The following is a 14,534-nucleotide window of genomic DNA, read 5'->3' on the forward strand; positions in this document are numbered from 1 at the left end:
CTTTTTTCTTGTGTTGTCTCTGCAAATGATGGCTTTAACTCAAAAAAGCTTAATAGTTCTTTTTTTGATTTAGGGGAATTGATTTTTCATCAGGTCGGGGACAGTGACAAGATCCCTAAGGGGGTTATCACAGCGATGGTACAAGACCAGCGTGGCTTTATATGGATTGGTACGCAGACAGGTTTAATACGCTACGATGGCTACAGGTTTAAGCTTTTTGAATATAAGCAGAATGATCCAAACTCTTTATCTGGTGATTTTATCCGCACGCTTTGGGTAGGGCATGATGATAAGATTTGGATTGGTACTTTCTCTGATGGGGTTACTGTTTTTGACCCTAAAACTCTTTTGTTCAATCATTTCAAACATATCCCCTCTAACCAAGAAAGCCTTTCTAACAATAACATTCGCGCGTTGGTTGGTAATGGGGAAGGAGATATTTTTGTTGGAAGCAATCAGGGGCTTAATTATATCCATGGGCTTTCAGGGACTGTGACTCGGGTAGAAAAAGTGAGAGGGTGTGAAGCTCCTTTTAAAACTTCTCGAATACGTTCTTTATTGCTCGATGAAAAGCGTTTTCTGTGGGTAGGGACTACATCGGGGTTATGCAGAATTTCACTGCCTTTAGATAGCTCCAATTGGAGTTCGCAGTTACAAGGGGTCACTTATAAAGAGTTTAACGGACATAATGTGTTTCGTCTTTTTCAAGCTTCAGATGGTAATGTTTGGGTCGGAACGACAGATCATGGTGCTGCACGTATCAGCCAAGCTCTTTCAAAAGTAGATTGGTTAGGATATGAAGCTAAATCTTCTGAGGCGCGAAGCACTAAATGGATTAATGGCATTATACAGCCGAATCAAAATGAAATTTGGTTAGGCACATCGGCAAATGGAGTAATTGTTGTTAACGCAAGTACTATGCAAGTACAGAGACATATACGCCATGAACCTCTGAACGAACACAGTATTCGGCTTGATTCATTAGGGGCTATGTTAGTAGACGACTCAGGGGTTATCTGGGTTGGCACTTGGGGGGGAGGGTTGAGCCGCTATAACCCACACAATAGGGCATTTAGAAAAGTGACGCATCATTTAGATAAAACGAACACGCTAAGCCATAATGATGTCAGGGGCTTCGTTGAACTAGATAATGGCTTGGTTTGGGTTGGTACAGCACAAACAGGCATTGATGTGATAGACCCGAATAACGGTGTGATCAGAAGCATTCGCCCCGAACCAAACAATCCCGTTGCTTTAGCCGACGGATATATCAGGGCTATGTATCAAACTCAAGATGGCAGTATATGGATTGGAACAACAAATAAAGGATTACATAAATTTATACAAGAGACGTCTGAATTTCAGCGATTTTCGAAACAACATGGGTTGCCGAGTGTTCAAGTTGTATCTCTTATAGAGGCACCCTCAGGTTTATTATGGCTTGGCACTGGCGAGGGGCTGGCTGTGATGAATATTGAAACTAATCAAATTGAATCATTATCTGAGTATATAGGACATGACTTGATAGAGGGTAAATCTATCATTAACTTTGCTTATGATGGCAAGTTTCAGTTATGGGTGGGCACTCATAACGGGTTATTTGTCATTTATTTGAATGAAAAACGAGTTATTGAAATTAGTGAAGCAGCGGGGACAGCACAAAATTTATCTGATAACTATATAAATAGCTTGCTCTTTGATAAGGAACAAAATCTGGTTGTTGCAACATCCCATGGATTGGACCGTCTAGTTGACTTTGATGGACGTACCGCCAAGTTTGAATCCTTAAATCAACTAGTTGGCAGGCCAAGTAGCACCGCGGGTAATTTATTGGAAGATAAGCAGGGGCGGTTATGGAATGGATATGGATGGTTAGACCCTGATAAACGGACTTGGGAGGATCTGTCAAATGCAGATGATTGGGATGTTGGTACTATGTGGACAGGTGCATATTTAAAACTGCGTGATGGCACTATGTTATATGGTGGTACAAAGGGAGTATTATTATTGCGACCAGACCTTTGGGAAAGCTGGGAATATCATCCAAAATTGGTGATTAGTGAGCTAGAAATTAATAATCAGACTATCCCCATTCCAGAACACTTAGTTTTACCAGCTACTACGAAAAGTTTTTCCGTTGAATTTGCAGCATTGGACTTTACATCTTCTGAACTTAAATATGCATATAAACTTGAAGGCTTTGATGAGGGCTGGATCCATACAGGTGCCTCAAAAAGGCGAATTAGCTATACTCGTCTTCCTCCTGGAGATTATAAATTACATATAAAGGGCACGAACCGTAAGGGTATTTGGAGTGACCATCAAGTTATCTTGAGCATAGAGCAGTTACCTAAGTGGTTTGAAACTGTGTGGTCTAAGTTTTTTCTATTTGCACTGTTTTTAGCTCTTTTTTATGGTTTTTATCGCTGGCGTATCCGCGAGTTAACGATGCGGCAAACAGTGCTAGATTCATTGGTGCAATCTCGTACCGAAAATATTTCAATGCTTGGTACTATTGGTCAGGAAATCACCTCGACTTTGCACTTAGGTTCAGTATTAGATCGGGTATATAAACATGTTAACAAGCTAATGAATGCAGATGTCTTTGTGGTGGGGATTTTGGATTTGCCAAGTCAAAGAATTTTATGCCAATTGGCAATAGAGCAAGGAGAAAAATTAACGCCTTTTGAGTACTCGCTCACTGACCTACGCCGACCCGCTGTTTGGTGTATCAATAATCAAAAAGAATTGGTGGTTAATCGAATTGAGGAGTTGAAACAGTATGTGGAATATGTGGCAGCACCTGTGAGCGGGGCTAATACAGAGTCGTTAATTTATTTGCCCCTTATTATTGATAAACATGTTTTAGGTTGTATTACTGTACAGAGCTTTAAACCGGCCGCATTTAATGATAATGATGTGCAAATGCTACGTACCATTGCCAATTACACTGCAATTGCATTGGCTAATGCGGAGTCAGTGGAAAAACTAGAGACTACTTTTACCCAGCTCAAGGAAGCCCATGACAACCTTCAGCAAACACAAGAGCAATTGGTCCAGCAGGAAAAGATGGCGAGTTTGGGACGTTTGGTATCTGGCGTTGCTCACGAGATCAATACGCCATTAGGTATTAGTATTACAGCGAGCTCACATGCAATGAAAGAGCTGGGCGAATGCCAAGGGTTATTTGATAGCAGCAAGCTGACAAAAAGAAAACTGCACTCATTTCTTGAGGTGATGAGCGAAAGTTTGTACTTACTTGAGTCGAATTTATCTCGAGCCGCGCAGTTGGTTAAAAACTTTAAGCAAGTTGCTGTCGATCAATCGATAGAGGAGCGTGGGGAGGTCAATCTTGGCCAATATCTTGAAGATATCTTGATGAGCTTAAGGCCAAAATGGAAGCATACTGAGATAGTTGTGGAAACTAACTTTGATGATGGGATTGTGTTGTCGACTTACCCTGGTGCAATTGCGCAAGTGCTGACAAATCTGATTGAAAACTCCGTGCGCCATGGCTTTGAAGAGGGCAAGCATGCAGGCAAAATAGAAATTAGCTTGCAACATAAAGCCTCACATATTGAGTGGCGCTTTGTTGACAATGGGGTGGGCATGAGTAAAGAAACGTTGGCAAAGGTGTTTGACCCATTTTATACCACAAGGCGCAGTGCGGGTGGAACGGGGTTGGGTATGCATATCGTCTACAATATTGTGACGCAAAAGCTACATGGCGAGATAACTTGTCAAAGTGCGCATCATCAAGGGTGTCAGTTTGGTATTAAACTGCCTATGAGCAATTCAACAGTAGGTTAAACAAACTGACCCCGCTTGTATCCATTAAAGCTGTAATTTAACGGTAGTCTTCTTCATCAAAATACAGGTGCTTTAACGTTCCGCAATTTACGAATTTATACATTAGCTCTGAGCTTTTAGGCACGCGCTTTGACGTTTTGAATTTCTGCATACATGCATTGGTTAAATCAACAAAAATCAAGTGATTAAAACTCGGTGGCTGGGTTAATTTATGAATGTAGATCCGTTCAGATTTATTGATCTCAATACTGTCATACTCTTGCCATTGAGATGCTGCGGGTAAATCTTTTAATTTGCGTGCATACAGTTTTTTGCTAAAAACAATGGTGCGATCACTGTAGACTTTAAAGCCGTCGCGTTTGTAGTGGCCTTCATACACATCGGCGACAATATTGACTTCTTCACCTCGCTCTAGACGTTGCAAGTTGAAAGGCTTTGGCTTAATGGTGATGAGATCTGAATCTCTGACAAGGTTTAAAAAGGCGACGTCTGGGTTATCAATCTGATACACAATTTGAATATCACTGGGTAATTTGTAAGACGCAAAGTTGGTGGCGTAGATTTTGGAACCGCGATTCATCAGTACCATACCATGCTCACCTTGATAAGCAGGGTTTAAAGGCGGGAGTTCTTTTTTTTCTTCTTTTGCGAGCGCAATAAAGCTAAAAGCAAAGATGAGCGTGAACAGAAAATTTTTTTTCATGGTATTTCCTTTGTGCTTCGGTCTTGGGCTGAGTATAGCAAGTGTTCGGTGAAGCGCTACATCAGCCATTTTGACTATCTGGGGAGTAAATATCAGGTTAGGCTGCCACGTCTTCGATACGGTTGTGATGTAAGTTGTACTGACAAACTCTGTCTCGGCCACGCTGCTTGGCAGCATACAAAGCTTTGTCGGCGCAGTTCATCCATTTTGTTTGTGTCAGGTCATCAGCACTTGCACATAAGCCCAAACTGACGGTGATCGTTTGATTATCCAGTAGAGCAAGAGATTTGATATTTGCCCTGAGTTTTTGTGCAACTTTTTGCGCAGTCTTGAGATCTGTATTTGGGAGTAATACGACGAACTCCTCTCCACCGACGCGAAACAGTAAATCCGTTTCCCTGATCTGTTCGCGAATATCAGACACCAAGTTGATAAGTACTTCGTCACCTTTTGCGTGACCATATACGTCGTTTATTTGCTTAAAATGGTCCACATCAATCATGATTAATGTCGAGTCATAGTGGTAGTGCACCTTATTTGCTAACGCATCTTTCAAAAAAAGGTTGAGCTGTCTTCTGTTCAGCGCCCCTGTGAGGGCGTCTTTGCTTGACTCCTCTTTTAATAGCGTGTGCAGGGCATCAATATGTTTAAGTAATAAGTGGACTGAGCAAGCCGTGAGTAAATAGGCAAAGAAAAACCTCAGCGCATCTGCCATGTCATAATTTAAAAACACATAGGTGGTTGCGGTGAGTAGTAATGCACAATTAAAGAGAATGGATGTGGCCAATGGAAATGCGAAGCTGATGATAATACTCACAGGAAATACCCAAAAGATGGTGCCAGCCCCCAAGGTAAAAAGCGATAACGCGACACATGATATGGCCAAAGTAGCAATTATATGCTCATGAATGGGCAAGGCGTGGCCTTTAATTAATGCGTTTGCATCAGCAATGAAAGCGCATACAAAAATCAATATGAGCGCACCGAGGGCATGCTCACCGACAATCAGGTTTTTGATTGCTAAGGGGGTAAACACCGCTAAAATGATTAAAGATAAAAGCGGAAACACTCTGCCTTTACCATCAAAATAGGTGTTTAAACGCAGCGAATACTGACTGTTATTTTTTGCTGGCACGCGACATACTCTCTACCATAAATTATGCACTGTCACCCTTATAAATATATATAGTTTATTCTTACTTTAAAGGGTTTTTGTGTTAATTATTTGGTAATTATTTGTGTCGTTAATACAGTGGGATTATCAGGAGCAAACTCGTGCTGAAATGATTTGTGCTGTTTATGTGCTTTGGTTGCTGCCAATTTACAGCGGATTGTTCAGTATATAAGTTCGAAGAGTCGATGACTTGCTGTCAGAATACCTATTGTAAAAACTCAGTTTTGGCTTGGCGTTGAGTGGCCAGCTCTGCAATAGCTTGATCATCTGGCTTTTGATCGATTAAGCCTTCATGGGCTAACAGCCATTGCTTACGTAGAACGCCTCCTGCATAACCTGTCATTTTACCATTGGCGCCTATTACTCTATGGCAAGGCACGATCAAGGTAATCGGGTTTCGTCCATTGGCACCGCCAACTGCGCGTACAGCTTTGGGGTTATTAAGCTGCTGTGCTAATTCTAAGTAAGATAAACTCTGGCCAAATGGGATGGTCGTTAAAGCTTGCCAGACTTGTTTTTGAAAAGGCGTGCCTTGCCAGTCAAGGTCGAGATCAAATTGCGTCAGTTTCTGGTCAAAATATGCAGATAATTGCTGTTTACACTCTTGCAATAATGCGCTGGGATGCACATCAGACGTTTGCTCCCCGCAAAATATCAGTTGGCGCACGCCGATATCAGATGCCTTTATTTCAATCAGCCCCAGTGGGCTTTGAAAATAGTCTGTGTACAAGCTCATAATTGACTCCATAGTTGAAAAGTGAGGTAGCTGCGCCAAGGTGAAATTTTTTTATCATCAAATGCTTGTTGTGATTTTAGGGCTTTGATTACACCAAGGTCGGAAGCCAGAAAAATATCCGGGTCGCTTTGTCCACGCATTTTGGCATAAGCGACTGTCCAAGGGCCAATACCCTTAATCGGTAACCAGTCATCTGCATTGTCGGTCACATCGTTTTGTGAAAAATGCTCAGCAAAGCGGATCAGCGTTTGCCTACGTGCGGTGGGCATTTTTAAAAAAGCTAAATCACTGGTCGCCATTGCTTTTGGGGTTGGGAAAAAAGCCTGTTCTTCGTGTTTTTCTCCCAGCTCGTGTACCAGCTGAGTGACCAAGTTTTTCGCTGCTTGCACAGAGACTTGTTGTCCAAGTATGGCCCGTACGCCTGCTTCAAATAAGCTCCAGATCCCGGGTAATCGTAGCCCAGTGACCAATGTAAACTCATTGGGCAGCGCATTTTTCAAATCTCCTTCAATTTGGCCCAAGTCGGCGTCCAAATCTAAAATACGACGGATATTGTTTACCACAGGTTTAAGGTATTTGATTTCATCTATTTCAATGTCTACTTCAAAACAATGCTTTTGATCACAGTGCTTGGCGGTGAATTGCCCTTTACAACCTTGCCAAAAAAAGGTGCGGCCATAGCTATCGGCCGTTACCCATTCAAGTCCGTCGATTTGGCGCTTGGACAAAAATTGCTGCATTTTTTGCCAGTTGAAGGGAGGGCGATAATAAAGCGTCAATGTAATGTTTGAATTGCTGTGGCCTTGCTGTTTGCGCATTTGCGTGGGGGTCAACTGTAACTGGCTTTTAAAGCAATCATTGAAGCGACGTATACTATCGAAGCCACTTGCCAAGGCAATTTCTGTGATTGGGAGCTGAGTTTGATGCAGTAATTTCTTGGCGAACAAGCACTGCTGATACAGCGCGTAAGCTTTTGGCGACACCCCTAGGTGCTGATTAAATAGCTTACGGATATATCGGTCACTGACGCCAAGCCGGCTGGCAAGTTGCGGCAAGGAGCCCTGTTGCAACGCACCTTGATCAATTAAGTGAAGTGCTCTGTCTAATGTTGTGCCAACCCCTTTCCATGGTGCAGAGCCAGGTGCACTGTCTGGCCTGCACCGCAAACATGGTCTAAACCCGGCCTGTGCAGCAGACATCGCAGTACTAAAATAAGTCACATTTTCTTCTTTTGGAGGATGCACAGGGCAAGTTGTACGGCAATAGATCCCCGTGGTTTTTACTGCAATAAAAAACTTACCGTCAAAGCGTGGGTCTCGTGAATGGCGCGCTTTTTTACAGATTTCTACATCTAACATCAAATCAGTCCTTCCGCGTTAATGGGATAAGTATATGCGAATTACTCTGTACTACTGGCCAGTTTCGGAACTCACTGTTGATGTTGAATAGAAAAAAGTCACACAATGACATACGCCATTATGTGACTAGACCCTGTATTAGCGAATGTTCGCTCTGATTTCATCAAAGCTGTGTTCAATTAATAACGTCCCATTTTTGAATACAGTTTTAAGTAAGTTCTCGCGGTTGCCCAAATCACTCTCGCGAATGGTTTTCACTCCTTTAACCTTATCGTGAACCACTGCGAGGCGACCTTTTTTACTGCGTTTTCCGTGATCTGTGATGGGATCTTTAAATACATCATGCCACAGGCCTTTCACTTTGACGGCACTTGCTTTCATGGCAAATTGCATCGTGTCTCTATCGAGTTTTTGCAGCAGCGCACCGCCCATGCCAAACGCGATATTCTCAGCGCTTTGTTGCTTGGTTTTCATGGTGTGCAAAATTTCACGAATGCTGTTTTCTGCGATGCCATCCCCTTGGATCACACGAACGCAATCAGGTAAGACGCGATAGCCTTTGCTATTGATGCGATAGCCAAACTTTGCCATCAACTTTTCGATGGTTTTGGTAACGACTTCCACAGGTTCGCCACTGTCTGGGCGGATCACTAAAGTGCCACCTGTTTGCTCTACTTGCTCTTTCAGCTCATCACCCCAGATGTTATCGATGGCATGCCAAAGGTCGTATGAATCACTGACTACTGCGACGAGCTTTCCTGGGCCTGAAAATTGTTTGAGCATATTCTCATACGCGGCTTTTTCGCCGTTTTTCCCCCATGCTGTAATGGTACTGTGCTCTGCCGCAGGAATTGAAAACCCTGGCATAGCTGCGCCATAAAATCGTCTTGCAGCAACGATGGCACTGAGCGTATCGGTACCCATAAAATTGAGTAAGTGCGCAGCGCCACCGACAGCAGCTGCCTCTTCAGTGGTTGCGCCGCGCGCACCAAAGTCATGTAGCTTAAATTCAAGCCCATCTAGCGAGTCAGCCGTTTCGGCCAAATATTGCTGAATAATTTGTTTACAGTGATAAGACACAGTAGCAACTGTAGTTGGATACCAAATTGCGCGCAGCAGGGCGGTTTCAACATAGCTGGTTAGCCATGCGCATTTGGGATCGGTATTGATAACTTGAACCAATGCATTACTGATCGGCACAACGCTCCCTTCTGGTAATGCTTGGATTTTGATGGGCAGCAAACCTTGGTGTTTGTCGACAATGTGTCGCCAACCTGCCTCATGAAAAGGCACGCCATGGGCTTCTAGAATGGTTTTAGCGTCATCCACATCTTGATGTGTGAGCGGGGTAGTTAGGTACTGTTTTATGAACATCTGTAAACCAAAAAACAGCGTTTTGTTATATTGCCCACCGCGAGGCTCAATATAGCTTGATACTTGGCTAGTGCCTTCTGGATACTGCTTAAAGTGTGAGGCTTTGTAGCTATCTGCGTTAAGTATGATATTGGTCATGATGGAGTTCCTCCTATCTATTTGCTAACTGGGTCTATCCCAATCGGCATTGGCATTTACATACCGGTTAATTCTTGAATGATAAAGTAATGATCTTCAAATAATTTACTTGGCTCTAACTCTGCGAGCGGTACCCACATGGCATGCTTGGCGTCATCCCCGCCTTTGACTTTGGGCAGTAATTTATTCGGCGCCAAATCAAAATAAAATGCATGAGTGATAGTGCGTCCTCGTGCCGATCTATTTGGGTCATCAAATACTTGTTGTTGCTTCATTGACCCCATTAACACCGGGGCAGGCACCTTTAACTTGGTTTCTTCTCTGAGCTCTCTCAAGCAAGCGTCAACAAGCTTTTCACTGCCATCGACAAAGCCACCAGGCAGCGCCCAAAGCCCTTTTCCTGGACGTGCTTTTCGCTCAATTAACAACACATGGCCACTTTGTACGACCACCGCATCGACGGTGACAAATGTCGGCGGATAAGGGGCGTTTTGCCATGCTTGACGATATTTTTCAATGAAATCATGCTCACTTTGAATCGCAGAGTAGTCATCGGTTCGCATAAACTTATCTAGCGTATCACGGACAAAGTGAGGTAACACTTGGGCATCTTGTGAAGTTAAAAAATCTTCACCTTGAGATGAAAAGAGCTGCTTTCGAATTGGTGTGGCAGAGATAGACTGATAGTTTTCTACAGGAATAGCGCCCCATTGAGGGAACAAATTTAAGTAGTAAGATGACTGGTCTTTACTATGGCCAATTAAACCTACTTGAGGCGTTTTGTGCGGCATTTTATGCTGTGCGGTAATGATGCCTTTGACGGTTGTTTGCACATTACGAACCCAAGCGTCGTCGTTATAGACTGTATCCATTAGAGGCGCAATGTGGACTCGATTGTTTTGTTCAGTGGTGAGTGAACCGCGGATCATTAACTCTCTTTCAGAGCTTGTCCATGGGTTTCTAACTGTTCTAGGCTGGTGGGCAGAGCCACATAATATGATGATATGTTTAGCACGTCTTAACCCTTCTTGGATCACAGCTAAGTGACCTTGATGAAAAGGCTGAAAGCGGCCAATAAATACGAGAAAATCGTACTTTTGATCGTATTGTAATGTCATTGCAGCAAACCCCTTGCTGTTGTTGTAAAACGCGACGCAGGTCTATCCCGCTTACGTTGTGATTATCGAATGGTTCCCACTCGATAACGCTACAATGACATAACTGCGCTCAAATTTCAAACATGAAGATTGACTAACTTCCCATCTTCGGGCAAACCAAATTGAGACTTTAAGTCAGATAATAGCGCTTGCTTTTGCTCATCATTTAATTGATTGGTATCTTGCGCCGACAAGGCATCACTCAAATAATCGACGACTTGCTTTAAATCCACTTGCGGAGCAGACTTGTCTTTTGGAGGCTTTGCTGGCGCGCCTGCGAGTTCGCCGATGGCTTTGGCATCAAAGCCGAGTTCAGACATTTGCTCAGCTAATGCTTTTGACGGTTTTATACCGGCCTCGCTGAAACTGTTTACGATGCTTTGTGCATCGGCTTCTGACAAGTTGTCGGGGTCAAACTGTTCCAAGGTCTCTTTGATAGTACTTGTTTGCTGCTCAGATAATGTGGTCTGAGGGCGACTTGCTTGTGCAGAGTGTGAATATGATTGCGTAGCTTGTGTGATCATGGGCAATTAGCTCCAACAGGTTAGTTATTTTAGTTTGACTACTAATTGCGCAAATAATGTGGAAGCGAGTTCTGCTTTATGCTCTTGGCAGAGGTTTGAGTAAAGATTGTGCTTTGTGAAAGTCCTCAGGCGTACCAATATCTATAAATTCAGCATTGTACCGCTTTGCAAACAAGGGCGTTGTTTTGACAAAGTTCATAAGGTATTGCTCAAAAGAAAATGCTGACATATCGGTTGTTGCGAGCAAATGCGCTTTATTGACTAAGTAAACACCAGCGTTGATATAGCCTGAACCTATTTGGCCTTTCTCTTTAAAATCAATAACGGTGTTATTGTCACTAAATGTGAGGGCGCCATAGCGGCTGATATCATTAACATAAGCGCTAGCGATACTGATGATTTCACCTTTAGGAATACTTTCAACAAATGCTCGATAGCAAATATCAAAATAGCAGTCACCGTTGAGTATTAAGACCGATTCACTTTTACAATATGTAAGTGCTTGGCGAATGGCTCCACCGGTCCCCAGTGGCGTTAGCTCTTGGCTCAATGAGATATTCACTTGGTGAGTATGCTGATTCGCGTAATCGACAAAGCATTGATGCAGGTGGCCAGTTGCAAATACTAAGTTAAGCTGCTGACCAAAAGCATGCTGTAATTTGTGTAAAATAATATCAAAAAAAGGCCGCCCAGCAACTGGGGCAAGGGGCTTAGGGACAGTATTTACAATAGAGTTTAAACGAGTTCCTCGACCACCAACCAGCACTACTACATCCATATTAACTCCTTGTTAGTTGTTTCAATAAATGGCTGCTTATAAGCATCATTGTGATGTAATGTAAGTGCCTGAGCGCCGTGATTAACGAGTTTAATATGTCGCATACTCTGTGCGTGTGTCTCACCTAATTGTTCTTTTAAAGTAGAGAGCTTATGCTCTGCAATAGCAAACATCATAAATCCTCCGCCTCCGGCACCACATACTTTTCCAGCTAAGGCGCCAGCGCCCATAATATTAGCAAAAATATTATTTAGAGTATGAGGCAAAACTGCCTCCCCAAGGGTGTGTTTGTGTTTGCTAGCGCTATTAAATAACGACCAAAAAAGCGCAATGTCATTATGCTCTAGCGCATGAAACATAGGAGAAACGAGCGCTTTTAGCTTATTTAGGCTTTGTAATTTAGCTGCGTTATTGGAGGGAGAGTCTATCGACTGTGTTGTAATAGCTTTTTCGGAAGTACGAGTAATATTACTGTCAATTAACACGATTTGAGACTCCAACTGCATTTTTGCTTGAGTTGGAAGAGCAATGTTTTTGACTTGATGTGAGTGCTGATTAGCAAACTTAAAGAGATTCAGTCCACCGTAAGCAGCTGCGTACTGATCTTGTAATCCACCTTTTAACTTCAATATATTTCGTTCTATGAAATAAGCAGTCTCAGCAAGTTTAGCCGAAGAAAAAGACAGTTTAAAAAGCTGACAAAACCCTTTGATCAGTGCCACGGTTAAAGCCGAGGATGCCCCTAAACCGCTACCATAGCCGGTATCGCACCATGTTTCTATCTGGCAGGGAGAAAAACGCCCATTGTTATATTTCTCCATAAAATATAAGTACACCGCTTGTTGAATAACTAGTTTTCCGGTCAATGGGGGCTGCGGTAACGCTGTTGTAACGAGCTCCTGCTGTGAAGTTCGACAGTGCATTTTCAGAGTATTGCCCCCTGGCTTGATTTTACCATGGGCATATAAGTTGATAGTACAATTGAGTACCTCCCCACCAAATAAATCAACATAAGGGGGAATATCCGTGCCACCACCGGCAAGGCCTAATCTTAGAGGCGCGCGACAGAGTATCATGTCGTTTTGATTCATGTGTTAAACCTTTGGGATATTTCAGTGGCGTCTTACTTAACTTTGGAAGCGAGCTGGGCTTGCGATGTTCGACGGGTTTATTTATCTGGTTATTTTTCGGCGCTAGTTGACCATGCTTTTTTGCTTGCGTCAATGCTGAACGAGTGAAGCTGTTGTAAAAAATGAGCCAAGTGTAATATATCCGCTTTACTTTGTAGTACGGCTAAAGACATGTTTTATGCGGATATACCCAAGCTTGGATTAAAAGTTAAGGTTGTACGCTATTATCCGTCGGCTCATCTTGTATTTCCGGTTCGATGTATTTCAACTCGCCTAATTGGTAAGGGACACGTAAATCGAGGTTGAATTCGTAGACTTTTTGTATCTGCTGTTGCACAAAGTTTTTCTTTATGATGTCTAAATTATTTTCTGCCCATACCTCAATGGAGTCTGAATGTAGAAATTCATCTGGATGGTTATCTACATCGTGCAAAAGCTGTTGCCACATATCCCCGTGAGTCGCTGCGGGCGTATCAAAAGTAAACTCAATGACTTCATTCATCCAGCTCAGTCCATTATTTTCATACGCTTCCAAGACGCTTTTATGCAAATCTCTGCGCTCGCTTTCATCGGTATCTTCATCGTGATGTACTACAAATTCTCGGCCTTCTGTCATAAAGTATTGAGTATGCGCCCATTTGTCTGTTTGTTGTCCTAGCATGGCGAAAATATTCTGAGTGTTTGACTTATCTACTTCTTGTAACATGGCAAAGAAACTGTCTTGCTCAAAAGGTTTGATGGTAGTGGCCATATCAATGATCCCCGCATTGGTTGCAAAATCACCTTGGTTAATATGTTGATTGAGCTCTAGTAATTGGCCATCATGCATTTTATTGTTATCAAGCAATTTAACGTATTGCATCAGGTGTGAAGAGTAATCGTTTAACTCGCTTAATCCTAGGTCTTCAAATAGGCCATATTCAACTCGTAGCAATGGGTTTTCAATTCCATCTTCACCGAGTAGCCCCGCAGGTGTGAAGGGGGCTGTTCTGTCGTGTGCTTTATTTTGTTGAACTAAGTGAGCCATAACGTCCAGTGAACTACTGAGCACATCATCTGATAATGTGCTTAATGTTGAGATGATGTCTTCACTGTGATCGCTGATTAAGTTGGTGTACTCATTATAGCGTGGCGCAGATGTTAGGACTTCGGCCAGTTTTTCTAATTCATCGTCATTTAAACGCTGGCTCAGTTCGAGTAATTCTTTAGTGGGTTTTATGAATGAAAATCGAATTTGCCCGTCTGAGGACAGTCTGTCTTTTTGTACCAAGAATGCGTCAATATCACTTTGTTCTGTGAGCTCCCCATATTGAAAGCTGTTCTCTTCTTTATTATCAGCTCGAATTCTATATACACTGGAATAGCCAAAAGAAACTAACTCCGGTATTGCTTTAAAGAAGCTATCATCTAAAAAATCTTCGAAAAGGTCATCGCCTTGAGCTGCTGAAAGTGATACATGATAATCACCGCCACTGGGCAGTGTATTCGGGTCATACTTTGCGCCTGCGTCTTTGACTGCTGAATTGAGATGGGGGCTTTTACTGTTGTTCGAATAGTTGTGTGCACTGCCTGCAACCAAGTTGGCCAATCGATTAATCATCACCTTATCCTTAGAATCTGATTTACGGCTCTATTAATCGGCCAACTGTGTT

The 14,534-nt window shown here is 42.8% G+C and carries 11 protein-coding genes; 1 reads left to right on the top strand and 10 read right to left on the bottom strand.

Annotation, left to right across the window (positions count from 1 at the left end; translation table 11 throughout):
- The first annotated feature begins 78 nt into the window (after window positions 1–78).
- Complete coding sequence (locus L1077_RS01965; RefSeq protein WP_237135375.1) at window positions 79–3,810, top strand: two-component regulator propeller domain-containing protein; 3,732 nt, start codon at window positions 79–81, stop codon at window positions 3,808–3,810.
- Window positions 3,811–3,847: 37 nt separating this feature from the next.
- Here L1077_RS01965 and L1077_RS01970 read toward each other — a convergent pair whose 3' ends face one another.
- The 10 genes from L1077_RS01970 to L1077_RS02015 all read right to left on the bottom strand — a co-directional run bounded on the left by L1077_RS01970 (window position 3,848) and on the right by L1077_RS02015 (window position 14,482).
- The gene (locus L1077_RS01970; RefSeq protein ID WP_237135376.1) at window positions 3,848–4,513 is read right to left on the bottom strand and encodes a hypothetical protein; all 666 of its coding nucleotides are present in this window, start codon (window positions 4,511–4,513) and stop codon (window positions 3,848–3,850) included.
- A gap of 97 nt (window positions 4,514–4,610) precedes the next feature.
- Entirely contained in the window at window positions 4,611–5,648 is a 1,038-nt protein-coding gene (locus L1077_RS27545) for a GGDEF domain-containing protein (protein WP_237135377.1), read from the bottom strand.
- Between the two features lie 244 nt (window positions 5,649–5,892).
- A complete protein-coding gene (locus L1077_RS01980; RefSeq protein ID WP_237135378.1) occupies window positions 5,893–6,423 on the bottom strand; it encodes a methylated-DNA--[protein]-cysteine S-methyltransferase in 531 nt (176 codons plus the stop codon).
- Entirely contained in the window at window positions 6,420–7,781 is a 1,362-nt protein-coding gene (locus tag L1077_RS01985; protein WP_237135379.1) for a DNA-3-methyladenine glycosylase 2 family protein, read from the bottom strand. The genes L1077_RS01980 and L1077_RS01985 overlap by 4 nt, the downstream gene beginning before the upstream one ends.
- A 138-nt stretch (window positions 7,782–7,919) precedes the next feature.
- Entirely contained in the window at window positions 7,920–9,293 is a 1,374-nt protein-coding gene (locus tag L1077_RS01990) for a nicotinate phosphoribosyltransferase (RefSeq protein ID WP_237135380.1), read from the bottom strand.
- Between the two features lie 56 nt (window positions 9,294–9,349).
- Window positions 9,350–10,411 carry a bifunctional nicotinamide-nucleotide adenylyltransferase/Nudix hydroxylase gene (locus tag L1077_RS01995; RefSeq protein ID WP_237135381.1) on the bottom strand — a complete coding sequence of 354 codons (1,062 nt, stop codon included), beginning with the start codon at window positions 10,409–10,411 and terminating at the stop codon, window positions 9,350–9,352.
- 116 nt (window positions 10,412–10,527) lie between these two features.
- On the bottom strand, window positions 10,528–10,974 hold the full coding sequence (locus L1077_RS02000; protein ID WP_237135382.1) for a hypothetical protein: 447 nt from the start codon (window positions 10,972–10,974) through the stop codon (window positions 10,528–10,530).
- A 76-nt stretch (window positions 10,975–11,050) separates the two neighbouring features.
- Window positions 11,051–11,752 carry a sugar phosphate nucleotidyltransferase gene (locus tag L1077_RS02005; protein ID WP_237135383.1) on the bottom strand — a complete coding sequence of 234 codons (702 nt, stop codon included), beginning with the start codon at window positions 11,750–11,752 and terminating at the stop codon, window positions 11,051–11,053.
- Window positions 11,743–12,843, bottom strand: a complete 1,101-nt coding sequence (locus tag L1077_RS02010) for a GHMP family kinase ATP-binding protein (protein ID WP_237135384.1) — start codon at window positions 12,841–12,843, stop codon at window positions 11,743–11,745. The genes L1077_RS02005 and L1077_RS02010 overlap by 10 nt, the downstream gene beginning before the upstream one ends.
- A 247-nt stretch (window positions 12,844–13,090) precedes the next feature.
- Complete coding sequence (locus tag L1077_RS02015; RefSeq protein ID WP_237135385.1) at window positions 13,091–14,482, bottom strand: hypothetical protein; 1,392 nt, start codon at window positions 14,480–14,482, stop codon at window positions 13,091–13,093.
- Window positions 14,483–14,534 lie beyond the last annotated feature (52 nt).

Origin of the sequence: Pseudoalteromonas luteoviolacea, assembly GCF_021654285.1 — a bacterium.
Lineage (GTDB): Bacteria > Pseudomonadota > Gammaproteobacteria > Enterobacterales > Alteromonadaceae > Pseudoalteromonas > Pseudoalteromonas luteoviolacea_J.